Source organism: Alicyclobacillus sp. ALC3 (assembly GCF_028751195.1).
In the GTDB taxonomy this organism is placed as follows: domain Bacteria; phylum Bacillota; class Bacilli; order Alicyclobacillales; family Alicyclobacillaceae; genus Alicyclobacillus_L.
The window spans coordinates 4,465,513-4,492,225 of sequence record NZ_CP066784.1; the positions used below are offsets into that span (position 1 = coordinate 4,465,513).

A 26,713-nucleotide genomic window follows, 5' to 3' on the forward strand; every position below is an offset into this window, starting at 1 on the left:
GTTTTAGGAGGAAAATGACATGTCAGGTACGTTGCAACGAACCATTTCTGTATGGCAAGGCATCGCTTTGTATGTAGGGGCGGTGATTGGGTCTGGCATTCTGATCTTGCCGGGGATGACAGCGGGGATTGCCGGGGCAGACGCTCTGTTTTCGTGGGGGGCAATGATCTTTCTCAGTATTCCACTCTCCTACACATTCGCATTCTTGGCGAGAGAGTACCCCAGCGCTGGCGGAGTTTCCACCTTCGTCGAGAAGGCGTTCGGGCGATACGCAGGCGGATTGATTGGCTGGTTTTATTTCATTGCCGCTTCGGCTGGCCAGTTTATTGTTCCGTTGACAGGTGGGGTTTACGTCGCATACGTTTTCCATTTGCGCCAAGAAGTCGCATTTATCATCGCCGCCGTCTTGTTGATTGGGGCTGTCACCGCCAATTATCTTGGACTCCGGACAAGTGGCAAGGTGCAATTGGCGACGAGCGGGCTCATTGTTGTCGTTTTGCTTACGACGATCCTGTTGGCGATTCCGTCCATGCATGTGACGGGCTTCACTTCACCACTCTCTCCGGCCACCTGGCGGCCGATTGGCAGGGGAGCGATGCTTATCTTCTGGTCGTTCTTTGGGTGGGAGGCCATTGCGAGCCTCGCACCCGAGTTTCATTACCCGAAGCGGGATGTCATGCGGGCCACCTGGGGCGCAGTGGTGATTGTTGGTATGCTGTACTTCGGGATTGCCTTGGCGGTGGTTGGTACACATTCATACTCGGCAGGGCATCAAACGATGACCCAGGCGATGAATAACGCATCGCTGGCGCAGGTTATGGCGAATACAGTGGGCAAAGGCGGAGCAGTCGTAACGGCCATGATTGCGCTAGTGATCTGTTTGGGCACAACCAATGCGTTTGTAGCAAGCATCAGCCGCTTAGCGTATTCGCTGTCCTATGAGAAGCTGGCACCGGCTTTCTTTGCCCACATCAACGACCGACGATCTACTCCGCAAAGAGCGGTCCTGTTGGTCGGCGTGTTGGCTGGAATCGGACTCATTGTTACGTTCGTGTTCCACCTCAGCATGAGCCAGTTGGTTTACATCCCAAATTCGCTTGGGATTGCAACTTATGTTCTGGGAACGGCGGCTGGGGTACGGCTCATCCGCCCATGGGTCGGCAAGGTCTGTGCAACGATCGCCTGCATTCTGTGTCTTGTCGCCTATCCGTTTGTCGGGACATACATCGAGATCCCAATTGTGGTGGGGGCGCTTTGCGTTGGATACGTATTGTGGCGGACTCGGCATGAGAGACGAAAAAGGCAAGCGGCTGTCACGAAGGTGGTGTGAAGGCACGGTATAATCAAATGGGTGTCGATGTCGAATCGTTTGAAAGGACGCATCCATGATGGACGAAGAATGGATTGTTACGCCACCATTTGACTTCCGCCAAATGCTGCGACGGCCGATGTCCAGGCCATCTAAGGTCACGGTGATTGATCCCGATACTCCCTCGTACACGAGGGTCATCCGGCTACGCACACGGGCTGTTCCGGTCACAGTGATGGGCAAAGAGGGCACCGCTGGCGATCCGACACTGCGATTGGAAATGCCGGATGGTTTGTCGAGCGGAGAACGAGTGGAGGTTCGGGAACGAGTCGGACGAATATTTTCTACAGATATGCCGGTGCAGGGGTTTTATTCACACATGCGGCGTTACTCAGAGTGGTCCGGTCTCATTGAACGCTTGCATGGCCTGCGCCCCATTCAAGATGCCGACCTGTTCGAATCGGTGATTAAGGTCATCATCGGACAGCAGCTCAATGTCGAGTTTGCCGCAACTCTGGTCGAGCGGTTGGTGGACTTTGGCGGGGAGACGGTAGAGTGGAACAGTCGACTTTTGCCTGTGTTTCCTTCGGTAGAACGGGTGGCTGGTTGGTCGTACGATGACCTTCGGACACTTTCCTTCAGCCAGCGAAAGGCAGAGTACGTCATCGATTTTGCCCGTGCTGTGATTGACGCCCGGATTGATCTGGAGGGACTGCGGGACATGTCGGATGGCGAAATTGCCGAAGTGCTCATGTCACTCCGGGGGATCGGTCGCTGGACGGTTGAATGCTTTCTTCTATTTGGCATGGGAAGGCGAGACCTGATGCCTGCTGCGGATATTGGGGTGCAGAATGCGGTGCAGAAGCTGTATGGGATGGAGCGGCGGCCAAAAGAGGAGGAAATCAGGCAGATTGCCGAACCCTGGGCACCGTGGCGAAGCTATGCAACGTATTACCTGTGGCAGAGCTTGATTCCCGTCAGTTAGGTTTTCGTTAGTGCCGCATGTAGCCGACGAACGCCTTCTGCAATCTCCGTTTCCGATGAACTGGCGTATGTCAGGCGGACATATCCTGGATCGGCTCCGTATACCGAACCCGGTGCCACTACAACAGCGTGCTGCACAGCCGTTTCAACGAGCTCCTTGTCTCGAAACTGATTTTGGAGCCTCGCCCAGACATGGTAGCCGCCTTCTGGAATGGTAAACGCCAATCCGCCTCCGAAATACCTGACCAAGGCACTTACCATGCGATCCCGGCGCCTTGTCAATTCGGACCGGAGTCGTCTTACATTTTGCTGCCAGATGTCCGTTTGCAGCACCTGTTCGGCGATGGCCTGGGTGATCCCGCTGATGCCAAAATCCATCTGCTCTCGAATTCCAGCGATCCGGTCGATGACGGATGTAGGGCCCGTCATCCACCCGACCCGCAGTCCGGGCGCAAACGTTTTGGATAGTGTTCCGAGATAAATGACTTGTTGATCGGCTCCCGACATGGCTGCCAGTGGCTTCGGTGGTTGTGGAGAGCCATCCAAGGTAAGATTCCCGTGCGCATCGTCCTCCACAATCGGGATTCGGAGGTCCGTGCAGATTTCAACGAGTCTTTGCCGACGTTCAAGGGTGAGGACGGTGCCCGTCGGGTTCTGGTAGGTTGGGCGTGACGAACACCATCCGGATTTTGTGCCTGCGGTGGAGGGTCACCACTTCATCCGGGATCAAGCCCCCCTCGTCTACGGGGATGGGGAACATGCTTACGCCAGTCGACGCAAAGAGCGGAAGAGAGTAGGCGTAGGATGGCTTCTCCAACGCAACAGCGTCGCCGGGGCGAAGCAGGCTCTGAATAACGAGGAGAAGTCCTTGTTGGGAGCCTGCCGTGATTAAAATTCGGTTGTCAGGGACTCGAATTCCATGCTCGGTGACCAAGTGTCTGGCAACGGCGGACCGTACCCGTTCTTCGCCACGAGGGTCGCCGTAGCCAAGCTGTACATGGGATGGGAGTTGCCTTGTCAGGGTGTGTATTTTCTCTGTCGGCCAGAGCTCGGATGACATTTCTCCCCGAGCCAAGTTGATATTCGTTGCTCGTCGATTCTCCTCCCAAATGCGGCGGACCAAGGGGAGCGTTGGCTGAAAAGTCCCCTGTGACATGTAGCCTGCCCAGTCTGGCGACCGGAAGTCGAGACCCCAAGCATCCTCGCTGACTCGAGTTCCGCTGCCTTGTCGGGATCGGATGAGCCCCTTGGACCGCAGTTCATCATAGGCTACGCTGACGGTGCTTCGATTGACATTTAGAAGATCCGCCAATTTACGTTCGGTGGGCAAAAGGGTTCCAGGTGGCAGTTCACCGCTCAATACCCGTTGCTCGATTTGTTTGACAATCTGTCGGTATGCCGCTTCGTTTTCACCCAACTTCAGATGCCAGTCCATCCACCCTTCTCCCCTCACGCCTTTATGGTATCGAATTGGCGGGTAAAAGTCATCGCCAATTGGCTGGATACAACTGGACCGGACGCCGTTATGATGAGGGCAAACATGATGAAGAAACGAGGCGGTTATGTGAGCAAGACGGCAGTAGAACCAACTATCAAATCACAGGCGAAGATGGAATCCCTGGGACTCGTATATGGATTGGTGGGTGTACTTGTTTTCAGCTTGACGCTTCCGGCATCTAAGGTGGCGGTTGGGTCATTCGGTGCGCTCATTGTCGGTCCTGGCCGTGCGCTGATTGCTGCCGTGTTCGCCGCTTTGATGTTGTGGGTCAAACGTGAGAAATGGCCCAAGCGGAAATACCTGCCGGGGCTCGTCATCATCGCAGTTGGCGCCATTTTTGGCTTTCCTCTCCTCACGGCGTGGGCGATGAATCGTGTACCTGCTTCGCACGGCGCAGTCGAGCTTGCATTGCTTCCGCTGGCGACTGCCGCTGTTTCAGCACTTCGGTACGGTGAACGGCCCTCGTGGCTGTTCTGGGTGTGCAGCGTTGGCGGCGCTTTAACCGTGGTCGCATACACGTGGTTGACCGGTATCGGGGGCATACACATGGCGGATCTGGCGTTGCTCGGTGCTGTGATTGTCGTAGCATTCGCTTATGCGGAAGGTGGAAGGATGGCGGGCGGTCTTGGTGGATGGCAGGTGATTGCGTGGTCGGTTGTGCTTGCTGCTCCGGCCGTGATTCTCTTATTGGTTGCGGATTTCTCAATTGTGGGAATGACGAACGTGCTGCACGCTTCGATGGCTGCGTGGGCTGGACTCCTGTATCTTGGTATTGGCAGCCAATTCTTTGGGTTTGTCGCCTGGTATACAGGGATGGGCCTCGGTGGAGTGGCGAGAGTGAGTCAGATGCAATACCTACAGCCGTTTTTCACAATTGTCTTTTCATGGGTGCTGCTCGACGAGAGGCTGACCATTCCAACCATCGTGGCTGCTTTGGTGGTCGTACTGTGGGTGGCGGCTGGCAAACGGGCGACGATTCGCAGACAAGTGGCTGGTTACCCTGACGGGTCTGTAAAAGAACATCCATGATGCCATGATGAATTGCGTTTCATCAATTCCTTTGGAATGATGGTTTGTTTGTTGGTGCTATCATCTTGATTGTAGGGAGGTTGGCGAGGAGGGTCAAAGCAGCAAATGCAGCCTGAGATATTGCTCGAGAACTTACGGGAAAGAGATGCCGGGGATTTACAGACCTTGGCCATGAGCGTCGGATGGAATTTCACGCTGGGTCAGGCCGGGTTATTTCTCGCAGCAAAGGGCACTGTACTCGGCTACCGACATGGTGGCCAATTGATTGCGAGTGCCGGGCTTTATACATACGGAAGGAAGTTGGCGTCCCTTGGTATCGTGATCGTCCATAGAGCCTATCAACGGAAAGGATTCGCTAAGCGAATCGTGACGGAGTGCCTCAGAGAAGCGGAAAGGGCCGATTCGCCGGTCACACTTGTAGCAACGGAACAGGGATTTCCATTGTACCAGTCACTTGGGTTCCGGACCGTCGGACAAGTTCATCGCTTTGAGTCAGACTCCATTCCCTTTGGTGGGATGGAGACTCGAGAGGCAAACGCATCGATGCTTGAAGCGAGTGATTTGTTGGACGTGCTCCGCCTCGATGAAACCGCATTTGGAGCGAATAGACATGGGGTCTATGAAGCGCAGTTCCGATTCATGCATGCGGGTGCAGTGCTACGTGATGGGTTGGGCACTGTGAGCGGTTTTGCCATCTGCGTTAGAAGAGATGACCTGCTTGTTATCGGACCTGTGATTGCGCCAAGCGGGACGGTAGCCATCAACCTGGTTCGAAGCCTCTGCTCGGAGTGGAAGGGGCGGGTGCGGATTGATGTTCCGAACGAGCAGGATTCCTTCAAGGAACAACTATTAAAATGGGGCTTCCGTGAAAAGATGGTCTCTCCCGTAATGATCTTCGGTGCGACCCACTTACCGGGCGCACGCAGCCAGCTTTTTGGACTGGCCGATCCCGTGTTTGGATGATTCACACCTGCGTACTTGAACTTGCGAAAAGAGGAACAGAAATGCGATCAACCACTGTCCGGTTTTACAGATTTGGGGAACCACAACAGGTTCTGAGCGTGGAGCAGAATCAGGCATCATTACCGTGCCCCGGAGAAGTTCTGGTCCGCATGACTGCCACCCCCATCAATCCATCCGACTTGATCCCGATTCGTGGCGCATACAGGCACCGAACATCTCTGCCCGGTATCCCTGGGTACGAGGGTGTTGGTGTCGTGGAGGAGGTTGGCCAAGGAGTATCGCCATCTTTCATCGGTAAACGTGTCTTGCCGCTGCGTGGAGAAGGGACGTGGCAGGAGTATGTACGCACGTCCGCTGAGCTGGTCGTCCCCGTGCCTGCCGCCATCGACGACGATTCGGCATGTCAACTGTATATCAATCCCATAACAGCATGGCTGATTTGCGCTGAGGAGCTGCGACTCAAGCCAGATGATGTTCTTGTAGTGAACGCTGGTGGTTCCGCCATAGGCCGGATTTTTGCGCAGCTTTCGAAGGTGTTCGGCTACCAATTGATTTCCGTTGTCCGTAACCCCCGTTATACACAGGAGTTGCTTGCACTCGGAGCATGGAAAGTGGTCGATACGACGGTAGATTCACTCCATGAAATCGTGCTGGATCTCACACATGGCAAAGGTGCAAGAGCAGCCATCGACTCCATCGGTGGGATGGATGGCACTGAACTCATTCGCTGTACCGAGCGTGGGGTACGGTGTTGAGCATTGGGTTGTTATCGGGGAGCCAGGCCGATTGGTCTATCGCTCGTGAGAAAGGAGTCAGTGCAAAGCCGTATTGGTTGCGGCAATGGGTTCAGGGTGTCTCCGTCAAACGGTGGCAAGAGACGTTTCGCCATGTGATGGAACTGGTTGAACAAGGTCGGCTCCAAATGGCGCCAGTTCGGCAGACATACGAGTTGCGGGACGTGAAGGGAGCAGTACGGGCGGCTGAGACGCCGGGGAGGGGCGGGAAGGTTGTGTTGCGTGTGTCCAACAAGTCTTAGGCCCAAAGAGGTATATGAACTCCAAAATAAGAATGCTACGGTGAGGTGGAGCAACGGCGGTGAGGAAGAGGGCTAACCATGAACGGTACACAATTGTTGCGTTCCAATCGACACTATCGCAATCTGTGGCTGGCGTCGATAGGAAGTCAGTTTGGCAATTGGTTCAACGAAGTGGCACTCGCACAAGTCACGCTCATTCTAACGCACTCCCCGGCAGCCATGGGATTTGTCCTGCTTTGCCGGTCGTTGCCGTCCGTCATGCTGGGACCGTTTGCCGGTCCTTTCGTCGATCGGTTCCCGAAGAAGCGGATACTGGCGCTGACCGATTTTGTACGTGCGGTCTTCGCCCTGGCGCTCATTTTGCCGGTACTGCTTCACGTAAACTGGATCCTGTATCTTGATTCGGCGCTGCTCGGCACATCCGGGGTTCTTTTCGGTCCTGCACGCAATTCCGTAATTCCCCTCATTGTTTCCGACGATGGTTTGGCTGCAGCTAACGGACTTGAATCTCAGGCCAGCGGGTTCATCCAGATCATCGGCGCAGCAACTGGCGGGGCTGTGGCGGCAACGATTGGTTCCATCGCATGTTTCTGCATCAATGCAGCATCATACCTCTGGTCTGCATGGTACATCCTACAATGCCGCTGGGAGGAAAAGGAGATTACGACTCAACAGGGTACGGGATATCTCCAAGCCCTTCGAGTTGGCTTTCGGGAGGCGCTTCATAACCGAGTCGCCCGGTCCATCATCCTTATTGGGATTAGTTGGGGATTGGCCGGTGGCGGGTATTATATCCTTATCCCGGTCCTCGGCCAGCAGGTGTACCACATGGGCGGGCTTGGCATCGGGCTCCTATATGTGATTGACGGGGTAGGCGTCCTTATCGGTGCATACGCAGTAAACCGATACGTTGGACATCGCCACCGCAGAGCTGTTGTCTGGTACGGCGTGGCGTACGTAACTCAGGCCCTGTTCTTTGGTGTGATGACGCAGTTCACCGTTTTCGCCTGGGGAGCGCTGATGCTCCTGCTGATGCGGATCAGTTCCGGCATCATCATTCCACTGGATACATACATGCTCCAAACAAACACCGACCCGAAGGTTCGAGGCAGAATATTTGCTCTTCATGGGTCGACGTACGGGGGTGTGATGCAGCTTTCTTACGCCGTCATGGGGCTGGCACTGTCCAGATTCGGGGTCCCGGTGATAGGTTTGGTCATCGGGGCGATATCACTCTTATGCGGCGTGACTTGGTTGGCGCAGTTTGGACGGAAAAGTGACGGGGTCGCCTATGGGGGCTGACAACTTGTTTCGGAAATTATCCACGCTCAACCGAGAATTCCTGGTGTTGATAGGCGGTCAAAGCCTCTCATCCCTCGGCACTGCGATCACCAACTTTGCGCTGCCGTGGTTGCTCCTCCAAGTGACCGGATCGGCCTTGCAAATGGGCATCGGCTTCGCCATCGAAACGATTCCGTATCTGGTGCTGAGCATTCCGGCCGGAGTGTGGGCGGATCGCTACAACAGAAAGCGATTGATGATGAGGATGGATGCGTTACGTCTGATAATTATCGTGTCATTGCCAGTCATCCATCTATTCTCGAGCATCCAGGTTTTCGAGATTTACGGTGTCTTGGTTTTGATGAGTGCGAGTTCGGCCGTATTCGACGCCTCGTACGGAGCGGCTTTACCGTTGGTGATGGGCAAGGATTTTCTGAAGGAAGGCAATGTGTTGCGTTCCGTAGGGACGTCGACAGCCAGGGTTTTGGGACCGGCAATTGGGGGTGCGCTTGTTGTATGGCTTGGGGCCACCAACACCTTGAATGTGGATGCTGGGTCTTACCTGGCATCACTGATAAGCCTCGCTGTCATCCGGAAACCGTTTTCCGAAGGTGTTGCGGGACAAAGGCTATCCAGTCGTTTTCTAGTCGAGGCTCGTGAAGGCATGAGGTATCTGTTTGGGCATCCATTGATCCGTAAGCTGGTTTTACTGGCCAGCATCATAAACCTGTGGGGAGAGGCTGTATTTTCAGTGTTGTTGTACCATATGCGCAGTGAGCTACATATTGGGGCAACCTGGTCGGGTGTAGTGATGACGTTTGTAGGAGTAGGAATTCTGATTGGCTCGCTGAGTTCGCTGTGGATAATGAACCATACTCCGGTAGTCACCAGTATCACGGGACTATTGATCTTGCAGGTAGCTATGCCAGCCACTCTGTCGTTTACAGCGTACCCGGCGCTGATTGCTCTCTGCGTGCTGGTGTACGCCAGTACATCGGGAATCTGGAGTGTCTTGTCATCTGTGATTCGACAGTCCGTTGTCCCGAATCAGCTTCTGGGACGGGTAGGTAGCGCAAATCGCCTGTTTTCGTGGATTGCGATGCCCGTTGGTTCGGCTTCCGGTGGCGCAATTGCGCAAGAGTTCGGCGCATGGAACGTATTTAGGGGGAGTTCCATCCTCCAAGTGCTGATGATTGGTTGGTGGGCGCTTGGGCTCAAACAAGTCTCATCGAATGAGAAATCGGATTCACCTAAGGCAAGGGGGTGATGGCACATTCAACCCTATTTGAAACTCCTGCGGAATCGAAACTTTGTCGTATATTGGACCGGATCGACCATGGTTCAGATGGGCCTGCAATTCAGTACCATCGCACTCACGTGGTTTGTACTACAAACCACGGGCTCAGCCGCCCGAATCGGCGTCGTACTCGCACTGTTTCCCATTTCGAGAATGGTTACCAGCCCGTTCATCGGATACGTCCTCGACCGACTCCCACGCAGGGCACTCATGGTGACGGATAACCTATGTCAGGCGATTTTATATCTCTTCATTCCTATTCTTGCGTGGACACACACTCTGTCGTTTGGGACGCTGCTCGTCATCGTAGGATTGGCGGGAGCTTTGTCTCCTTTGTCGATGATCGGAAGGGGCGTGATCTTGCCAAACATTGTAGCGATCGACGAACTGGAGCTGGCGAACGGGTTCTCGCAACTGCGGATGAGTTTGGTTTCGTTGCTCGGCCCCGCCTTGGGCGGTGTATTGGTCGCTTTCTTTGGGGCGCCCATGACGTTGCTCATCACAGCCGGTTGCTACGGGCTGTACGTGGGGTCCTTGTTACTGATTCCTTCATCCCGCTACCGTTCGGCAGATGCGTCCGATGCCGGTGGTAATGATGCAGAATCAAAATTGAACGGCTTGCAGTTTTTGTTTCGAGTTCCATTGCTGGTGTTGCTGATTGTTATCACATTATTTTTCAACCTTACATACGGTCCGTTGGAACCTGCTCTGCCGGTGCTGGTGTCCAGGGAGTTCCATACTGGTGCATCCGTACTTGGACTGATTTGGAGCAGCTTTGCGGTAGGTTCCCTGCTTGGGACGATGCTGTGGAGTCGATTCCGTCCACAATGGTCACTCCGACTGTCCATCTCTGGCATCATTCTGTGCTGGGGCGCTTTCAGCGGCGGTGTTGGTATCTCTGGACACCCGTGGCAGGCAATGCTCATGATGTTTCTTGGAGGTGTGACGTTCGCACCATACAACATATTGGCGGCCACGATGCAACAGAAACTCATTCCCGACCGCCATCGGGGGAAGGTGTACGGGGTGATGCAGTCCATAACCAGCGTTGGCTTGCCAATCGGTCAAATGGCGGGTGGATTCCTCGTCAAGGGCATCGGAGCAGGCTCCACCATCCTCGTTGGTGGGATAGCGACGGTGATGTTAGGAATTGTGGTTGCATCACTCCGTAGGGCGTGGAGAACGGCAGCTAGAGTGTGATTGGTGGCGAAATAAGGGTAGTATTAAGATAACAACTAAACAAAGGGGGGGACCATGGGGTGTTACAAACGTACGAACAATTCAACGATATTGGAATTCTCCATCGCCCGAATGAGATGACAATCCCGAGGTGGCGGCAAGATGACGTATACAAGCTGATCCTCGGATTCAAGGGACCCATTATTTATGAAACACCTCAGTCAAAGTTCAACGTCAGGGCAGGCCAATTTCTGTTACTCAATCCCGGAGATAAACATCAACAGGTGCGATGTGACGGAGACAAATTCCTCGTTGAGTTCTCTCCAAAAGTGGTGAATGAGGGTCACGCAGGATTTCCCAATGGACGTAGCTAGCTTGCGCTTAACAATATATTCCACACACGCCTAAGTGGTCAGCCAAATAGCAGAGAGGTGCGATGTCTTTGGACGAGGTAAGCACGAGTCCCTCTAAAAAGTCCCACACTCTTTTATGGAAACATGCAGATTTTATGAAACTGTGGTTAGGTCAAACAATATCAGAATTTGGCTCCCAGATAACGGGATTAGCACTTTCACTAACCGCTGTTATAGTCCTGCACGCCACGGCGAATGACATGGGCGTTCTGGAAGCCTTACAAGGCATTCCGTTTCTATTTGCCCTCTTTGCGGGAGTGTTGGCGGACAGGGTTCGTCGCCGTCCGTTGTTGATATTTGCTGACTCTGGACGCTTTGTTCTTCTCATCTTAATTCCATTAGCTGTATTGTTTCATGTTCTAAATATGGGGTTCTTGTTTGTTGTCGTCTTTGGCGTCGGCTGCTTGACAGTATTGTTCGATGTTGCCTACCAAAGCTATTTACCCAGTGTCGTATCAAGCTCCGAACTCGTAGAGGGAAACAGTAAGTTAGAGAGCACGAGAGCTGTTAGTGCTATTGCCGGACCTGCATTGGCAGGGGTTCTTGTTCAATGGCTGACAGCACCTTTCGCATTGCTGATCGATGCAGGGTCATATCTCGTATCAGTAATATCCATCATAGTCATTCGGCGTTCTGAATCGATCGAAACATTGCCACATCAACTAGGGATTTGGACGCAAATCCGTGAAGGCATGGCGTTTGTGGTAAAAAATTCATTTTTACGGTCCATTGTTATAACAACAGCTCTCGGAAATTTTTTCTCGGGGATTACGGGTGCGGTAATGATCTTGTTTGCTGTACGTGGAATCGGTATGAATGCGTCATTGTTGGGCGTCGTTTACGCCCTGGATGCAATTGGGGCAGCAGTTGGAGCAATCATGGGAGGCCGCTTGGGGAGGTCTGTGGGACTTGGTCGGGCAATTATCATTGCTCAGACATCATCCACCATTGGCGGATTTCTTCTACCGTTGGCGCATCGTCCGGTTGTGGTAGGTTTCTCCCTATATGTGGCTTCCGGTGTATTGATCAGCTTTGGAGCGGTTGCATATAACGTAAATCAGGTGAGTGCTCGCCAAGCTATCACGCCAGCGCAACTCTTAGGGCGAATGACGGCCAGCATTCGATTCATCATATGGGGAATTATACCGTTCGGTTCCCTCCTTGGTGGTATCTTAGGTTCACACATCGGTCTACGACCGACACTCATGATATCGGCTGCTGGGGGAGTCCTTCCTGTGTTGTGGGCGGTGCTGTCACCCATTAGGGCGATGAGGAGTGTAAGTGAGATAGGTTGATCGCCAACCAGTCCAGTTGTGCCATAAAAAGTGCTATCACGGGCTTGGACATAAATTCGTTTCGTTCAGTTAGTTGAGCTGCCTATTTGTCCGTAAGCCCCCGTATCAACAAGTTTAACGTATCCGTCTTTGGTTCGAACTGCGAAAGCAGTGCGTGTTGGGACGTTCGGGATTTCGAAAATCTTTGTTCCGACAGGAAAGAAGTTAGAGAAAGTGCCTGTCTGTGGCGTGCTTTCAACGGTAGAGTAATTCGTTACAAATCCGATTCGTTTTCCAACTGTGTTTACTTGTTCGAAAGTCAATTTGTAGATGTGGTTGTGCCAGTTGATCAGTTTGTACGCCCACGAACTTGAAGAGCCACTCGATGTGGGCGGAGATTGCGATGGTGATTGTCCGCACCCAGTCAAGGCAAAGACGGTTACGATAAGCAGAAGCATTTTCTTCATATGCTTCGACCCCCTTTGTCTATGTAGACGCTCCAATTGGATATTAGTTACACTTATACGGCAAAAGGTACTACGGCAAGATCCCAAGCGGCCGCAAGTACGAGTGCATCTCCATAACGATTCTCACATCAAGAACGTTCACGTGGATGCTGGTTCGATCCAGGCCTCCGGATTACCAAGCAGTCGGGGCCATGTCAGACAAAACAGCCGTACGCAATCATTGGATGCTATCGGCGGTAAGAATATTGAAACGGCGAGATGAGCCCATAGATGGAATGGAACTCGGAGAAAGCAAACAATGTAGTATCATAATCTTCATACATTGTTCCATCAGACTGGGGGCCACCACATTGAGACTCAAACACCCCAATGTTCTTCAAAGGAATCCGCTGCTCGCCCGCCTATGGCTCTCCAGATTCTTGAATGCCAACGGGGCGGGAATCGGTCAGTTCGCTATCCAGTGGGTCGCAACAGCGTTTCCGCAACCCGCCATTGCGCTGGCCTATTCGAACACGCTTGGTCGAATCAGTCAGGTTTTCAGTTTGTATATCATCGGTTGGCTGTCTGACAACATATCTCCCGTTCTCTTGATGATTCTCGGGAACTTGTTCGGAGGAATATTCACGATTGGGATGGGACTGCTATTGCGGCAGTACCATACACTCCCCTTGTTGCTTGCATTGGTCGTTGTTTGGACGGCATTTTCCCTCACATCATCGGCTGCTTCGAAGTTGGTTCCGCAGATGACGGACAAGTCCAATCTGCCAAGGGTCAACTCATTCATGGGGATGATTGCACCACTTCAGCAATTTCTGGCAAGCGGTCTTGGCGGGATTCTCATCGCAGCAGGCATCATGCATGCGTTTATCGCAGCGGCGATTGCCATGGGACTGGCCGCAGGGAGCCTTGTCACGAAGAAGAGGTGGCCGAGTTCATCGCAGCCTCGTCAGATTCAGCCACGAAGTGTTTCGCTTGGGATCCGGACAGTCTTTGGCGACCACACGCTCCGGCGTATGGTCACTTTTATTTCGCTATTGAACTTCGGGTTCAGTTTCTATTTGGGCGACTACCTGTTGTTTCTGAGGCGCACCGATCATCTGTCTGCGGCATCCATCGGTGTCGGCTCCACGCTTGCCACTGTGGGAACGGGGATGGCCCTGATACTCGGTCCCATGGTATTGAGGCGGAGAATCAAGATCACCGTGATGGTCACACCTGTTGTGATGGCGGTCGGCATCATTTTGATATCCCTGTGGACAGGGATATCTGGCTTCGTGATTGGAGCGGCACTGGTTGAAATCGGTGCCGGAGTATCCGGGCAATACGTGTCATTAATCAGGCAACGCACCGTACCTATTGAGGTGATGGGGTCGGTGGCTGGTGCGCTGTCGATGTTCCAAACGATTTTGGTTCCACTCGGTATGGCGCTGGCCGGGGTTGTGGCCTCACGGTGGGGTGTTCAAGTAACGCTGTTCGTTTCTGGAACATTGGTTTTGATTGCCCTCATACCGTCCATTCCGTTGGCCATATCCGTCGAGAAGCGACTCCGGGCCGCATAAGGACCCTGATTCTGAATATCGCTGATGATCGACATGCGTCCGCATCTATACACGAGGATGAGGAATATGTTAATCTTATCTCACACATGCAAAATAATTTGAACGTCGTCGGAAAATTGAATGTCGGTATATGCAGGAGATGACCTGATGAAACGTTACTTCGTCATCGATACTCCGGAACAACTCAAGGCACTAAGCGACCCACTTCGGATTCGGATTCTGACCAGAATTATCGTCAGGGAAGCCACGGGCAAGCAGTTGGCGGATGAGTTCCAAATGTCCGCTTCCAAGGTTCACTATCATCTGCGTGAACTCGAGAATCATGGACTAGCCGAAATTGTTCGCACGGAAGAAAAGAACGGGATCATACAAAAGTTTTATCGAGCAGTCGCCGTCGATTACGTAGTGAGTGAGAGCCTGCTTCCTTCAGGTCAGTGGGACTCTTCCATGATGCAAGAGGTGATGGCGAACCAGTTGCGCATCGCACTTGCGAGGGTGTACGAGACAGACGAGCAATTCTTTCAGGTATCACCAAGTGAGGGAGGCGAAGTGCGACCACTGATTCACGGAATTTGGGAGGTAAGGGCAAGTCGACAGCCCCTGCTGGAATGGAAGAAGAAGTTCCGTGCGTTAATGGATGAACTCAGTGACTTGGAAAAGACGTCGACGAAGGTCTCGCCGGATGATCAAAGTACCGATGCAAACGAATTGTTCTTCATGACGACGATTGGTTTCCTCACGGATGTTGAGAGCTTCCAAGTGGATAAACCTGGGGGGCCGGACGGCTATCAGTTGCATGTCGATCCCGCCACAGGAGAAGTCACAGCAAGACAGGAGAAGGACGATGATACCGATCATGAGTGAATCGGAACGAACGGGATCATCCGTCTCGTTTCGCCTGTGGCGGGACCGAAATTTCCTGAGCCTTATGTGCGGAACGCTGTTTTCCGTAATTGGGGATGGGTCATACTTCATCGTTTTGGGATGGTTTGTGCTAAGCGTGACGGGTTCAGAGTTTGCACTCGGGACTACGCTCACCTTTGCTTCTATTCCCCGGATTGTCTTCATGCTCCTTGGCGGCGCAGTTGCAGATCGCATCGACAGGAAACTGGTTCTTGTTACTTCATTGTTGTTCCGTGCGGTGATCTTGGGCTGCTTCGTTGCCGAATTGTTCGGCATGCATGAAAAGCCAGCACTATGGCTGATCGACATGATGGCCGTTTTCTTCGGAACGATTGACGCCTTCTATTACCCAGCGAACAGTTCGGTTGTACCTGTCGCTGTTCCTTCATGGGTTCTTGACAGGGCAAATAGTCTCGTCCAAACGGTTCAGCAGATGAGCACCGTTTTGGGTCCGTTGCTTGCCGCAGGACTGTTATGGATGCATGGCTATCCGAGCATGTTTGGAACCATTGCCGTCATCTTTGCCGTCAGTTCAGTCATCCTATCCTTCTTGCGATTGCGCATAGGAGAGCAGGTATTGGCGCAACGACAACAAAATGAGTCATCTTCCATATGGAAAGACATCGTTGAGGGAATTCGCTTTGTGCTCACGGTTCGAATTCTGATTTTGGTGATGGTTGTCACCCTCGGAATCAATCTGCTGTTCATGGGACCCATCAATATTGGGATCCCGATCTTCGTGAAGAGCATGGGGTGGTCAGGAAGCACTTACGGTGGCTATGAATCGGGGTTCGGCATAGGTACGGTGGTTGGTGGGGTGCTTGTATCCGTCCTGCGAGGGTTCCGGGGAAAATTTTTGTGGCTCGGGGCATTGGGAGCGATGATGGGGATTGCCATGGCCGGAATCGGATTTGTTCACGTGTCTTGGGGTGGTATTGTTTTAATGGGCATTATGGGTGTCGCCGTAAGCGTTGTAGACATCCCGTTCATCACGTATATACAGACCATCGTTCCTCCGGACAAATTGGGGAGGACAATGTCGTTGCTGACGATGATGTCTGTGGGATTGGTGCCAGTGAGCTACGCTGCTTCATCGTTTGTTTTGCAGCAGCATCAAATCAGCACTCAAGGACTTTTGCTTGGATGCGGCATTGCGGTGGCAGTTTTGTTTGGAGCGCTGTATCTGTTTCGAGATTTTCGACAGGTTGAGTCTCATCCATTGTGGAACGTGAAGACGAATGAGGGCATGGGAAACGTGACGGGATAGGAATTTTTTATGTTTAGGAATATTGGGTGTTCGACGAAGTGCAGGCAGCCGCCGAGAGGATCCGGCGAACCGGGGTCCCCATGGCAGAGGACTTCGCAGAACACGTGCTCAATTCTCCGATGGAGGGACCATGACTATCGTTGCATCTGAGGTGTCGTTTCCACAGACGTTTCTTCACGAAGATAGCGCTCGTTCTTCGGTCACATCACCAAGGTCCGGCGAGGAGTTGACTCGCAATAAGGGCACTCCAGTCACAAGTGACGCCAGGACGATAAGCAACCCAGCACAAAGTCCGATTGTTCTGGCGGGAAAGTCATTGAGCAATACACCAGTGGCCAGCATCGAGGCAGCGATCGTCACACTGGACGTTGTATCAAACATCGCAAACACCCTGCCGTGGAATTCTTTGCTCGTCGCCTGCATGACAAGCGTGATGATGGACGCATTGCCGACACCTGCTCCAAGGGTGGCGATGAACAAGAAGATGGACGCAAACCACAGGCTCGGAGATTGGCTGACTATGACATGGCATAGCCCCTCGATGACAAATCCAACGGCGGCCGCCAGCCGAACCCATTTTGTAAATCGGCGTACCAGGAACCCGCTGACGAGAAAGCCGACGCCGAGCGAGCCATACATCACGCCAACACCAATGCTTCCGCTGTGAAACACCTGATAGCCGTATACGCTGAGCAATACATTGATGGCGCCACCGCCAATGGGCCACAAAAGCGACTGCAAGGCAATGATTTGAATGAGCCGGGGTCGAAGAAATACTGACCAGAAGGACGTTCGATTCGAGGATGGTCGGGACGGATGCACAGACGGATGGATGTCCCCGTGATCTGTCAAATGGTCGGCCGGAATGGGAATCGACCAGCACAACAGTCCCGATGCCAGGAACGACGCTCCGTTAATAACGAAAGCCACATCGGTGCCAAAGGCGGCTGTAGCAATGCCACCAAGGGCGGATCCTAGCGCCATGACCAGTCCGCCTGTCGATTGTTCCAGACCATTTGCCTGGGATATACGGTCTGGTTGAACGAGTTGCGGTATTACAGCGGTTCTGGCTGGCGAAAACAGGGCTGAAAAGACGACCAATGCAAACGTCTCGGCATAGGCAATCCACACTTCACTTGCCTGATGAATAAGCAGAAATGACAACGCCAGTCCGGCTCGGGCAAAGTCCGAGACAAGAAGAATGGTCTTTCGATTGAAGCGATCCGCCAGAATCCCACCGATCGGCCCCATGAAGAGATACGGCAGCGTGCGCACGGCCAGGATAAGCCCGACTGCCAAACCGGATCCGGTGATGTGCAGGAGCAGGCTCAGCAATGCGATGCTGTTGAACCAGTCGCCGAGGCCGCTGATGAAGCTGGCGGAGAGCAGCCGACGATAACGGGGCTCGGCCCGCAACAGCAGCAGCGTTTCCATCATTCGCTTGACTCCGACTGCATTTCACTGCGGATCCGCCAGTATACAGCGTTCTCCCTCTCCATCAGCCTGTTGCCAATGAACTCACGGCGGATGGTCGCAAAGTCTGGGTGATGGCGTTTGATGATTTCGTTGACCTGTGATTCGGGATAACGGACACCCCACTCGAACTGATCTGCCAGCCATTTCAGGATCACGAGTCGTTTCTTGCGGCTCGCCGGAATCTCTTTGAGTCGTTCCTCAATCAGGAAATCATTCAGCACCTTCTGTTCCCAGGCATCGCCTTCGGCGGTTGCCAGGGCGGCCAATCTTTCAGGTTGAAGCAGTCGATTCAATCTACGTAGGGATTCGGGCTCAAACTTGTAGAAATGAACATTTCCTTCCGCCCGCATTGTAACGAGTCCGAGATCCCGCAGCCGACCTAAGTGATGAGATACGGTGGGCGGCTTGATACCCAGGTAGGCGGACAAATCATCCACGCTGGCTTCATGGTCAGCGAGGATGCCAAGGATGCGGATGCGACTCTCGTCTGCCAACGCTTTCAACAACTGAATCAGGACTTGGCTGTCTTCTTCGGTCATATGATGATGCCTCCATCATGCGGGAATATTGTTGTTCATAAACATACACCAATGACGAAATTCGATCAACATCGAATTTACATGTTGATGTAACCACTGTGAAGGAACATCGGGCGTCATGTCGAATGGGGCTATCGTAACGGGGTGATGTGATGTCGGAAAACGGGATCGGACTACCACATGCATTACTGGCTTTTGTACATCCAATATTTGGTAACGTGACACATACGGAGGCCTTGTCCGGCATTGCAGGTGACGGCGGTGCCACACGTCTTCAGTTCGACGGTGGAAGGACTGTTATCGTCAAATCGTCAGCCTCTTCGAGAGAACGTAACTTCTACGAACATCACGCCAATTTCCTTCGCCATGCTGGCGTAGGCATCCCCGACCTCTATTGGTCCGGATGTGATGATGCGGAACGGCATTGGATCGTCATTGAAGATATCCCGAACCCCTTCCCACAGGAGCGGTGGGGATACGACCAGCAACAGATCGAAATGCTGTTTCGGTTGCATTCAGGCACCTGGAAAGGCAGACGGTTTACATTGAGTCCCAAAGCATACGAGCCGGGGTGGGATGAGGAAATGACCGAGCGAGCATCCGAGTGGTTCGCCGATGGCTCGGAACGAGAGCACGTGGCGAATCAACTGACGACGCTGCAACGGGAAGCCCAGGTTCTCTTTCAGCCCCTGTGCTGCATATCTGCCGATCCGAACCCAACAAACTGGCGCGTGCGGGAGAACGGGGAACTAGTTCTCATTGACTGGGAACGCTTTTCGTATGGGCATCCAGCAATTGATCTGGCCATTACGATGCCAGGGCTCGGAAGCAGGGACGGTGAACTGGAATATAGGCTTGCCCAGCTATACAGGGGGTTTTGGGAGAAGACCATTGGAAATACTCCGCCAGAGTTGGATGGCTTGGAGCGAATGGTGCGAGTGGCCAAGTTGTGGACGGTGGTTGAGTTTCTGGCTAATGCGAGGTTGAAGCCAGTACAGTACCCGGAGGAAACGGTGAGATTTATCGTTCGTGAGCTTCCAGACCTTCTGGAACGACTTGGGGAAACTACGGATGGCCGTAGTGTAGGAACGATGCAAAATCCTCACGGGTCACGTGGTTCAGAATGTAGAGTCATCGGCGATTAGGAGCGTGTCCCCGCCCTCTTAATAAAGCAGTTTTAGGGGATAAAGGATAATTGAAAAATCTGTCGAATTAGAATGGCAATTATTATCGGGGGAAGGATGCGAGTGTATGTTCATCTACCCAGATATGAAAGAAGCACTCCAACAGCTATCCGCAATGGGGCTGGTTATCAGTCCCTGGCTTGCGGACATGAACGGAGACGGGCGATTTGATCCGCTGGTTCATGAATACCTCAGCAACCGGGCTCGTGAGTGCGCGTACACGCATTGGACGGAGATGGAACGTGGCTATGTGCTAAACGATTTACCGGCACCAGAGCGAATTGCACAGGTGGCCGTGTACGAAATTGCAGCGTCGACCGCTGCGTATATGGCACATGAGTCCACTGGGGAATTGGATGTAGATGAAGCATTGGCTCGGGGAGCCATGGATCGCGTGGAATCTTTCGTAGAACGGTACCGGTTCGGAACGCTGCTTCAACTGTACATGCTAGTAACGAGTTGGGAAAATCATAATGCGCTGCGTCATTATGGCGAGATCCCGGAACGTGAATTCGTACGAGGAACTTGGCATCGCCCTTGGGTAGATTACAGTCTGGGTGAAGAACTGATGTTTGCCACACACATTGGGAATATCCGTATTGAGCGCCGGGGGGACCAGCGTTTTGTGCAATTAACGGATGAAGGCCACCAAGTATTGAAACAAACGACAGACGTACTGGCATCCGTTGGCTACTTCCGTCAGCGCCTCAATATGCTACATATCTCCCAATTCAATCGATTTGAAGACTATGAGCAGTTGGCAAGCGAAATTTGGCCGAATTCCATGGAGTTACGTCGGGAATTTCTGCGCTTTGTAGGGATAGCGGATGGCATGCAAGTTGTCGAACTTGGCTGCGCCAACGGTGTGTTTACGTTCGATGGGGGATTGGCGGAAACAGTGGGGCCATCTGGTTATGTTGTCGCGGTCGATCCCGCTACAGCGATGCTGGCCCGGGCGGGGGTAAAGCAAAACCGGCTGGGCATACCGTGGGTGTCGTTTCGGCAAGGTCGGGCCGAGGAACTGCCCATTGGGGAAGAGCAGTTCGACGCCGCCATAGGGGTCGGATTTTTACACTTCACCCATCGCCAGCAAGCTCTTGCAGAAATGAAGCGCGTGGTCCGTCCTGGTGGCATCATCGCCAGCATGCATCCGTTGCAAGCGAACCTTGACATACCGTTCTTTCGTGAGTGGTTTGCTCCCATATTGCAACTGGCAGCGAAGCGGCAGGAACGCCCGAAAAGTTATCTACTCGAACCGAATGTGGTTCAAGAGGACTTCATCCATGCTGGTTTGACAGAGATCGAAGCACGAATTATGCCGATGCCATCGGTATTCTTTGATCCACAAAAGGCCGTTCAGCATTTTGTCCGAGGTGTTGGGTGGTTTGGCGAAGAACTCTCATCTCTCCCATGGCAGGCCAGGGAGGATTTGATTCAGGAACTCATTGATCGCGGGCGATTCGTGTGTGAGCGGTATCCAGAGAATGAAAGAGTTCTACATACCTCCATGCAGGCCGTAAAGGCTCGCGTATCGCTTGGTGATTCAGACAAATAGTCAAATAGTCAAGTAGATAAAATTCTGCAATTGAATAAACCATGGGCAAACCCAGTGAAAGTTGGGGACGCAAAGCTATAGGGACTAAGGACCGGAATGGTCTATTGTCAGCCAGTTGCCACGGCGCGGTTCTGTGTAGCCTTGCCCCCTCACTCGCACAGGGTTCCATATAGGGGGCTTGGGTGATGAGTGGTGAAATCGAGAGCCGAATCTCTCTGGGAGACGATTGTTATCTGAACCTAAACGGCGCGGTCCTCGTCAAAGATGGAGACACCAAGTACCTCACACCAATTGAGTTTCGGCTCCTTCGCTATTTGGCAGAGCATATGGGGGAAGTTGTTTCAAGCAACGACCTGATTGTGCGTGGATGGGGAGAAAACACCATGGCACAAAGGGATGAGCTGTATGTGTTCATCCGACAGATCCGTATTCAGTTGGAGGACAACCCTGACGAGCCAACGTGTCTTCAAACCATCCGAAGGCGTGGCTACGTCCTGTATCCACGACAAAAGCCTGCAGAACCGTGTGCTTCCGTATCGAACGACGTTACGCAAAGTATAAGAGAACGATGATGGAGTGGGTTATTCCGGATGTCTTTTCTGATCCCCACTCTATCGGGACGAACCGGAACTAGACAAATCGAGGACTTTACGGACGAGATCGTGGACAAAATCTCGCTGCTCCGGTGTCAGTGGCGTACCATTGTACGATATGTTTTCCTGCTCAAGGAGTACGCCGAGATCCAATGCGGTGGCCTCTGGGCGATCGGCGAATCCGAGAAGATAATCGGCCGTCACTTGAAGATGAGCCGCCAAGCGTTCGACGGTTTGGCGGCTGGGGAATTGGCTTGCGCCGGATTCCCACCGTTCAATCGTTTTGGGAGACAAACCGCATGCTGCAGCCAGGTCCGGTATGTCGATTTGTCGTTCAAGTCGAATGCTTCGCAAGCGATGCGCAAAGAGTAGGCTGTGACTGTCCAAATAACCTGCGGCACGGAGCATTTCCCCATACGGAATCCCAAGGGCAAGAGCCAAAGGCGACAGGGACTCCGCTTTGGGCTTACGCTTCCCGTTTTCAAGCAGCGAAAGGTGCCCAATCCCCATCTTGGATCGGGCTGCCACAGTTCGCAGGGTTAGTTTTCGTTCCTTGCGTTGTCGTCGTAACCACGAACCGAACTCTTCATTCATCGCCGTTCAACCACACCCTTCATGCTCTTTGCCGATGATACCATTCAACTTCATGAAAGTACACCATAAAGTTATCAAAAGTGAACAAAGATGTGGTTGCCAATCGAAAGATCCAGGAATTATCATGAGATTACACAAAGGTAGACAGGGGGCGGTCAAGTGTCGAAGCGTATCGGACTCATTCGGGTGAAAACGCCTTCATTCACGCGGGCACGTGTCTTGAGGGGACTGTCACAAAGGGATCTGGCACAGGTTGTCGATTACAGTGTCGGCTATGTCAGTCAGGTAGAGCGAGGGATCAGTCATCCAAGTCCACAAGCGGCGCAGCAGTTCTGTCGTGCACTGGACAAGCCTTTCGACGAGCTTTTTTATCTTGATGATGTTTACAAAAGTGAACATCAGAGAGCGGAGGGTGCTGAAGGTGAAGGATGAACGGCAGTACCCAAAGACTCAGTCTCAACCGGCCCAACATGACCGGCGGTATCCGACGCAGCGGAAGGAGTATGAGAAGTTGATGCGGCACGACTCTTATCGGAGAATTCACCGGCGTTTACGTCAGACGAAGTGGGCGGATCGGACATGATCAACACACAGATGCGTGAAACAGAGGCGTGGTTGTATGCCTATCCGACGTGGCAACGAAAGTTGAAGAACCTCCGCGTACAACTGAACGATTACCCGCGCATGGGCTACGAGTTTGTCGCGGTTGCATCGTTCGCGAAGGGGCGGGAAAGTGACCCAACCTATGAAGCTGTCGAGCGACGGATGGAGATTGAGGAGCAGAAAATCCGCCCACTCGAATTCAAGGTACAGTTGCTGGAGAACGCCCTCTCTGTTCTGACAGAGGAAGAGATGGACTTGGTCCGGCTGAAGTACTTTGAGCAAAAGAACAATGCGATTACGTGGGAAGCGTTGTACCTCTCACGGCGGGCGTTCTTCCGTAAGCGCGTATCCATCTTGGAAAAGCTCTATGAGGCGCTGGGCGGGGACGGGGCGATCATCTGGAGGGGTCAAACCGGTTCCACTGTTCATTCGTGAGAGCCGGGTGGTGATGCAGCGTGTGCTTGGTTCTTGTGCACGACCTTCAGAAGAATTTCATGGAGGGTGCTTGTAAAGTTCGTGAGTGCGCTGGTGGAAGGGCGATTGCAGGTCACGGTGACCACCACGCCATCCAAATTGAGTTGAAAGGTCTTGGTTCCGACCTGCTCGTCGTCCCCTTGTCTTGGCGCCGGTGTCGATGTCTGTTTCATCGTCTTCTCAATCCTTTCGTGGGGGAATGCATCCGAATGGCAATGGCAGTGCGTGGACTTGACTTATGGATGCGTGGGAGGGAATCTTTTCCTGGTGACGAAGGTGTTTCAACAAGGTCATCGTACATTCGGCGGTCAGATGCGTGGTGCCTCAGGCGTGACAGGTGAGTGCCTGGATTCATCCGAATCTTCAAAGCTTAACAAATGGCACGTTGCTGGCACTTATCGGTTCTCTCTGGATGCTAGGCTTTCCATAACGAGAAATGGGAGGTGTGTGAAGTGACCCGGAAGCAAGTCGTCGTTCAATCAGTGGGGCGCAGGTTCGGAGTAGCTCTCGTACTTTGTCTCTTTGCAGGCACTCTCGCCGGATGAGGTTCTGCAACGCAAAGTCACCCACTGGATGATAGCGGAACTGGCAACGTTGCTGCCAATCGATCGGCGAATGTCACAAACAATGTGCCGGATAACCTCACGGTCAACATCATCGGAAATTCAGCTTCTTCCATTCCCAGCCCATCGAATCCTGCCACGAAACAGGAGAACAGCAAGGGAAGCAAAGGGGATCAAAGCGCTTCTTCAGCCTCATCGAAAGCAAATGTACCTTCGAAGTCCTCTGCGTCTTCCAAGCCATCGAAACAAGCCACATCAACATCCACGGGGAAAACTCAGCACAGTAGCAACACGACAAGCGGTCATGGCTCGCCGACCAAAGGTACCGACGCGAATCATGAGACATCCTCCGGCACGTCTCGAACCACAGCAGGATCCGGAAATCAAACGAGTGGCTCAAGCAGTCCGTCGAAACCCTCGGGCATCGATGGAACCTGGACCCATCGGTTGAATAGCCCGTATGTCGGGAGGAATTATACGGGGCCCAACAGTGGTTTGTTCGCAAGGCTCGTTCAACAGATTGCGGAAGGCAAAACGTCTGTGGCAACCGCGAAGGCCACCATCTCCGCTTTGCAGCCGTGGAGCGCCGTATGGACGTCCGCGAACAATGGGGATGGCAAGACATACACCTATCATGTGAACGATGTCGGTGCTTTCGTGTTTCAAACAAAGCAGCTATCGAATGACGTGATCGCGAAGGAGTGGCAGGCCCATTCACAAGCCGTGTTGGATGATGGCTTCTATAGCCAGTGGGCCGTGTACTGGAACGCCACTCGTCAAGCATACACGGTAGCATTTCTGGACGTAGGTTTTTACCTCGCATCAAACGCTCCGTCTCAAAACACGACGAACTGAAAAGGGAGGTAGGGCAACGCACACCCGCGCTCTTGCAGCGTGGGTTTTTTGCGTGCCCACAAAGCCAGTGGATATCCTGAAGCGCGTCCTGAAGGGCCTGTTCATCGTCACTGCGACTGCCGCAACGCTGGTTTCCCCGCGTTTGACCGTAACCGCTAATGCGAGTACCACCAAAACCGTCACACTCACCAGTTACAGCACAGAGAAGTGGTACCAGCGCGCATCGGACACGCAGTTTCCAGCGACGAAAACGGTCACCTATTACGATTCGTACACGCACCAGACGTTGACATTCCAGATTCCGAAGCGCGGTTCACCAAAAGCCATTGCATCGCAGCAGCAGACGCTCACGTCGATCTCAAACGGCGCCAACATGTATTACGATCCGGTCGACCACACACGGCTCGGCTATATGTCGAATAACACAACGACGTACTGGAACGGCGCGTATCGATACGCGAACGCACCGAGACGACCAACCGATTACTACGGGCCGAATCCCGACAAAACGGGATGGACCCTGGTCGCGATTCATTGGGCGGACAGTACCCCGCAAGCAGCATCGGATTACCCATGGCTGACCGAGACGGCCAGAGGGTACTACTGGGTGTCAGACGGAACGGACGGACAGCCGGTCGAGTTTAACAAGTATCGGAAAGGCGTATGGCTCAAGTACCAAAAGACCGTGCGGACGTACGAGTGGCAACAGGAGTATCAGGGAACCGTCCGGATCCCGTTGAAAAGCATACCACCCACACCACCGCCGCCACCGCCCGGAAACCCACCGAGCGGCCCAACTTGCCCACCGGCAACGATTCCACCGAAGCCTTCCAATCGAGTGCTCTCGTATGACTGGTCTCCAGATGGCTCAGGGGGACAGATCCTCACGTGGACGGATACAAACTGGGTGTTGCAACAACGCAGTGACACAAATGGCTGTGCCGTGGATACATGGGTCGACGAGCCAAGGACGTACACACATGATTATCCCCTCTATCTGAACCATTTCCAGGTGACTGGGCTCTTTTATGATCCGGGCTCACCCGGAGACCTCTGGTCCCCAAATAACCCGGCGGCGTCACAGCGAAACCACGATGCGGGCATGGATGGGTCCACGACGAGTGGCAATCCAGCGTTGCCTACATTCGGCGATCCAGCCCGTTCCCCAGCAGTATACGTTCGGGTCGGAGGCGGACTTGCGTTTCGCCTCATGTGGACAGGTTCCCCACACGACATGCCTAGGGCGGCACGAGTTGCATTCCGCATCATGAATCCCGGAGGACAGGCGGGAACCTGGACGAAGACATTTCAGTTATTGCCCGCGACCATCAATGACCAAGGAGACGTCCCCGTTTGGGATCCGTCCGGGCAAGGATACCCGCCGCCTGCCACGGAGTATGGTTTTGTGTACACACCGATTCCAAAGTATGCCACTACAGGCACACCGACTTCGTTTTCCCAACTCACCGCTTGGAACCTGACGGGGGACCCTGCGACGGCGGCCAGACTCTGCGCAGCGGTGACGTTTACCACAGCGAGCGGCTCCTCAGTCACGTGGGCGAACTCAGATTTGGCACAAACGCTTGGATATCCGACCTGGTACTTTCTGCACCAGATCCCAAATTCCTCGGCGAAATATGAACAGTCCCAGCCAACTTGGAAGGAATCGTATACGAATCCGCCGCTGCCACAACTGGACGCGAGCGGGCAGTTGATTCCGCAAATTCTCACCCCCGGTCCGTGACTTAATCGATACGAGCGTGCCGACCCTGCACTGGCACTCGGGTGGCACCAAGGGGCGTCGTTGCCGTGATACCT

The 26,713-nt window shown here is 53.3% G+C and carries 25 protein-coding genes, 1 pseudogene and 1 riboswitch; of the genes and pseudogenes, 19 read left to right on the plus strand and 7 right to left on the minus strand.

The annotated features are described in order from the left end of the window. Nucleotides 1-19 precede the first annotated feature (19 nt). Entirely contained in the window at nt 20-1,330 is a 1,311-nt protein-coding gene (locus JC200_RS20920) for an APC family permease (protein ID WP_274433643.1), read from the plus strand. Nucleotides 1,331-1,388: 58 nt separating this feature from the next. Continuing rightward, nucleotides 1,389-2,294 carry a DNA-3-methyladenine glycosylase family protein gene (locus JC200_RS20925; RefSeq protein ID WP_274433644.1) on the plus strand — a complete coding sequence of 302 codons (906 nt, stop codon included), beginning with the start codon at nt 1,389-1,391 and terminating at the stop codon, nt 2,292-2,294. Here JC200_RS20925 and JC200_RS20930 read toward each other — a convergent pair. Then, a complete protein-coding gene (locus JC200_RS20930) occupies nt 2,291-2,896 on the minus strand; it encodes an aminotransferase class I/II-fold pyridoxal phosphate-dependent enzyme (RefSeq protein ID WP_274436619.1) in 606 nt (201 codons plus the stop codon). The two genes, JC200_RS20925 and JC200_RS20930, sit on opposite strands and share 4 nt — an antisense overlap. A gap of 22 nt (nt 2,897-2,918) precedes the next feature. Next, nucleotides 2,919-3,728, minus strand: coding sequence for an aminotransferase-like domain-containing protein (locus JC200_RS20935; protein WP_274433645.1), 810 nt, complete (start codon nt 3,726-3,728; stop codon nt 2,919-2,921). 105 nt (nt 3,729-3,833) lie between these two features. Here JC200_RS20935 and JC200_RS20940 point away from each other — a divergent pair, with 105 nt between their 5' ends. The 7 genes and pseudogenes from JC200_RS20940 (at nt 3,834) to JC200_RS20970 (ending at nt 12,284) form a co-directional block, all read left to right on the plus strand. Beyond that, a complete protein-coding gene (locus JC200_RS20940; RefSeq protein WP_274433646.1) occupies nt 3,834-4,820 on the plus strand; it encodes a DMT family transporter in 987 nt (328 codons plus the stop codon). A 105-nt stretch (nt 4,821-4,925) separates the two neighbouring features. Beyond that, complete coding sequence (locus JC200_RS20945) at nt 4,926-5,783, plus strand: GNAT family N-acetyltransferase (protein ID WP_274433647.1); 858 nt, start codon at nt 4,926-4,928, stop codon at nt 5,781-5,783. Between the two features lie 41 nt (nt 5,784-5,824). Continuing rightward, a pseudogene (locus JC200_RS20950) lies at nt 5,825-6,819 on the plus strand (zinc-dependent alcohol dehydrogenase family protein). A gap of 78 nt (nt 6,820-6,897) precedes the next feature. Next, nucleotides 6,898-8,121: an MFS transporter gene (locus JC200_RS20955; protein ID WP_274433648.1), complete on the plus strand. Its 1,224-nt coding sequence runs from the start codon at nt 6,898-6,900 to the stop codon at nt 8,119-8,121. A 4-nt stretch (nt 8,122-8,125) separates the two neighbouring features. Beyond that, on the plus strand, nt 8,126-9,367 hold the full coding sequence (locus tag JC200_RS20960; protein ID WP_274433649.1) for an MFS transporter: 1,242 nt from the start codon (nt 8,126-8,128) through the stop codon (nt 9,365-9,367). 18 nt (nt 9,368-9,385) lie between these two features. Next, nucleotides 9,386-10,597: an MFS transporter gene (locus JC200_RS20965; protein ID WP_274433650.1), complete on the plus strand. Its 1,212-nt coding sequence runs from the start codon at nt 9,386-9,388 to the stop codon at nt 10,595-10,597. Nucleotides 10,598-11,018: 421 nt separating this feature from the next. Beyond that, nucleotides 11,019-12,284: an MFS transporter gene (locus JC200_RS20970; protein ID WP_274433651.1), complete on the plus strand. Its 1,266-nt coding sequence runs from the start codon at nt 11,019-11,021 to the stop codon at nt 12,282-12,284. Nucleotides 12,285-12,349: 65 nt separating this feature from the next. Here JC200_RS20970 and JC200_RS20975 read toward each other — a convergent pair whose 3' ends face one another. Further along, nucleotides 12,350-12,730, minus strand: coding sequence for an LptM family lipoprotein (locus JC200_RS20975; RefSeq protein ID WP_274433652.1), 381 nt, complete (start codon nt 12,728-12,730; stop codon nt 12,350-12,352). Nucleotides 12,731-13,080: 350 nt separating this feature from the next. Between JC200_RS20975 and JC200_RS20980 the strand changes: the two genes are divergently transcribed. The 3 genes from JC200_RS20980 (at nt 13,081) to JC200_RS20990 (ending at nt 16,459) form a co-directional block, all read left to right on the plus strand. Beyond that, nucleotides 13,081-14,289, plus strand: coding sequence for an MFS transporter (locus JC200_RS20980; protein ID WP_274433653.1), 1,209 nt, complete (start codon nt 13,081-13,083; stop codon nt 14,287-14,289). A gap of 147 nt (nt 14,290-14,436) precedes the next feature. Beyond that, entirely contained in the window at nt 14,437-15,153 is a 717-nt protein-coding gene (locus JC200_RS20985; protein ID WP_274433654.1) for an ArsR/SmtB family transcription factor, read from the plus strand. After that, the gene (locus tag JC200_RS20990) at nt 15,134-16,459 is read left to right on the plus strand and encodes an MFS transporter (protein WP_274433655.1); all 1,326 of its coding nucleotides are present in this window, start codon (nt 15,134-15,136) and stop codon (nt 16,457-16,459) included. Before JC200_RS20985 ends, JC200_RS20990 begins: the two co-directional genes overlap by 20 nt. A 174-nt stretch (nt 16,460-16,633) precedes the next feature. On the opposite strand, the gene JC200_RS20995 is transcribed toward JC200_RS20990, so the two are convergent. Beyond that, nucleotides 16,634-17,896, minus strand: a complete 1,263-nt coding sequence (locus JC200_RS20995) for an MFS transporter (protein ID WP_274433656.1) — start codon at nt 17,894-17,896, stop codon at nt 16,634-16,636. Beyond that, entirely contained in the window at nt 17,893-18,474 is a 582-nt protein-coding gene (locus tag JC200_RS21000; protein WP_274433657.1) for a DUF2087 domain-containing protein, read from the minus strand. The genes JC200_RS20995 and JC200_RS21000 overlap by 4 nt, the downstream gene beginning before the upstream one ends. 152 nt (nt 18,475-18,626) lie before the next feature. On the opposite strand from JC200_RS21000, the gene JC200_RS21005 reads away from it, so the two are divergent. From JC200_RS21005 to JC200_RS21015, 3 genes are all read left to right on the plus strand, one after another. After that, nucleotides 18,627-19,619: a phosphotransferase gene (locus JC200_RS21005; protein ID WP_274433658.1), complete on the plus strand. Its 993-nt coding sequence runs from the start codon at nt 18,627-18,629 to the stop codon at nt 19,617-19,619. A 106-nt stretch (nt 19,620-19,725) separates the two neighbouring features. Beyond that, a complete protein-coding gene (locus JC200_RS21010; protein WP_274433659.1) occupies nt 19,726-21,213 on the plus strand; it encodes a class I SAM-dependent methyltransferase in 1,488 nt (495 codons plus the stop codon). 34 nt (nt 21,214-21,247) lie between these two features. Beyond that, nucleotides 21,248-21,336, plus strand: a riboswitch (cyclic di-GMP riboswitch). A 62-nt stretch (nt 21,337-21,398) separates the two neighbouring features. After that, nucleotides 21,399-21,785 (plus strand): winged helix-turn-helix domain-containing protein, encoded by a 387-nt coding sequence (locus tag JC200_RS21015; protein WP_274433660.1) that lies wholly within the window; start codon nt 21,399-21,401, stop codon nt 21,783-21,785. A 39-nt stretch (nt 21,786-21,824) separates the two neighbouring features. Here the strand turns inward: JC200_RS21015 and JC200_RS21020 are convergent, their stop codons facing one another. Beyond that, a complete protein-coding gene (locus JC200_RS21020) occupies nt 21,825-22,400 on the minus strand; it encodes a helix-turn-helix domain-containing protein (RefSeq protein ID WP_274433662.1) in 576 nt (191 codons plus the stop codon). Between the two features lie 159 nt (nt 22,401-22,559). On the opposite strand from JC200_RS21020, the gene JC200_RS21025 reads away from it, so the two are divergent. Together JC200_RS21025 and JC200_RS21030 are read left to right on the plus strand one after the other, a co-directional pair. Next, nucleotides 22,560-22,832: a helix-turn-helix transcriptional regulator gene (locus JC200_RS21025; protein ID WP_274433663.1), complete on the plus strand. Its 273-nt coding sequence runs from the start codon at nt 22,560-22,562 to the stop codon at nt 22,830-22,832. Between the two features lie 147 nt (nt 22,833-22,979). Next, the gene (locus tag JC200_RS21030) at nt 22,980-23,438 is read left to right on the plus strand and encodes a hypothetical protein (RefSeq protein WP_274433665.1); all 459 of its coding nucleotides are present in this window, start codon (nt 22,980-22,982) and stop codon (nt 23,436-23,438) included. Here JC200_RS21030 and JC200_RS21035 read toward each other — a convergent pair. Next, nucleotides 23,429-23,650: a hypothetical protein gene (locus tag JC200_RS21035; protein WP_274433666.1), complete on the minus strand. Its 222-nt coding sequence runs from the start codon at nt 23,648-23,650 to the stop codon at nt 23,429-23,431. The genes JC200_RS21030 and JC200_RS21035 overlap by 10 nt on opposite strands. 930 nt (nt 23,651-24,580) lie before the next feature. Between JC200_RS21035 and JC200_RS21040 the strand changes: the two genes are divergently transcribed. Together JC200_RS21040 and JC200_RS21045 are read left to right on the plus strand one after the other, a co-directional pair. Next, nucleotides 24,581-24,895: a hypothetical protein gene (locus JC200_RS21040; protein ID WP_274433667.1), complete on the plus strand. Its 315-nt coding sequence runs from the start codon at nt 24,581-24,583 to the stop codon at nt 24,893-24,895. A 52-nt stretch (nt 24,896-24,947) separates the two neighbouring features. Beyond that, entirely contained in the window at nt 24,948-26,639 is a 1,692-nt protein-coding gene (locus tag JC200_RS21045) for a hypothetical protein (RefSeq protein ID WP_274433668.1), read from the plus strand. Nucleotides 26,640-26,713: the final 74 nt, after the last annotated feature.

Excerpts from the sequence above, each read along its gene's own strand:
- JC200_RS20920 (WP_274433643.1), top strand. The coding sequence starts at position 20 with ATGTCAGGTACGTTGCAACGAACCATTTCTGTATGGCAAGGCATCGCT.
- JC200_RS20925 (WP_274433644.1), top strand. The coding sequence starts at position 1,389 with ATGGACGAAGAATGGATTGTTACGCCACCATTTGACTTCCGCCAAATG.
- JC200_RS20935 (WP_274433645.1), bottom strand. The coding sequence starts at position 3,728 with ATGGACTGGCATCTGAAGTTGGGTGAAAACGAAGCGGCATACCGACAG.
- JC200_RS20940 (WP_274433646.1), top strand. The coding sequence starts at position 3,834 with ATGATGAAGAAACGAGGCGGTTATGTGAGCAAGACGGCAGTAGAACCA.
- JC200_RS20945 (WP_274433647.1), top strand. The coding sequence starts at position 4,926 with ATGCAGCCTGAGATATTGCTCGAGAACTTACGGGAAAGAGATGCCGGG.
- JC200_RS20955 (WP_274433648.1), top strand. The coding sequence starts at position 6,898 with ATGAACGGTACACAATTGTTGCGTTCCAATCGACACTATCGCAATCTG.
- JC200_RS20975 (WP_274433652.1), bottom strand. The coding sequence starts at position 12,730 with ATGAAGAAAATGCTTCTGCTTATCGTAACCGTCTTTGCCTTGACTGGG.
- JC200_RS20985 (WP_274433654.1), top strand. The coding sequence starts at position 14,437 with ATGAAACGTTACTTCGTCATCGATACTCCGGAACAACTCAAGGCACTA.
- JC200_RS20990 (WP_274433655.1), top strand. The coding sequence starts at position 15,134 with ATGATACCGATCATGAGTGAATCGGAACGAACGGGATCATCCGTCTCG.
- JC200_RS20995 (WP_274433656.1), bottom strand. The coding sequence starts at position 17,896 with ATGATGGAAACGCTGCTGCTGTTGCGGGCCGAGCCCCGTTATCGTCGG.
- JC200_RS21000 (WP_274433657.1), bottom strand. The coding sequence starts at position 18,474 with ATGACCGAAGAAGACAGCCAAGTCCTGATTCAGTTGTTGAAAGCGTTG.
- JC200_RS21005 (WP_274433658.1), top strand. The coding sequence starts at position 18,627 with ATGTCGGAAAACGGGATCGGACTACCACATGCATTACTGGCTTTTGTA.
- JC200_RS21010 (WP_274433659.1), top strand. The coding sequence starts at position 19,726 with ATGTTCATCTACCCAGATATGAAAGAAGCACTCCAACAGCTATCCGCA.
- JC200_RS21015 (WP_274433660.1), top strand. The coding sequence starts at position 21,399 with ATGAGTGGTGAAATCGAGAGCCGAATCTCTCTGGGAGACGATTGTTAT.
- JC200_RS21020 (WP_274433662.1), bottom strand. The coding sequence starts at position 22,400 with ATGAATGAAGAGTTCGGTTCGTGGTTACGACGACAACGCAAGGAACGA.
- JC200_RS21030 (WP_274433665.1), top strand. The coding sequence starts at position 22,980 with ATGATCAACACACAGATGCGTGAAACAGAGGCGTGGTTGTATGCCTAT.
- JC200_RS21035 (WP_274433666.1), bottom strand. The coding sequence starts at position 23,650 with ATGAAACAGACATCGACACCGGCGCCAAGACAAGGGGACGACGAGCAG.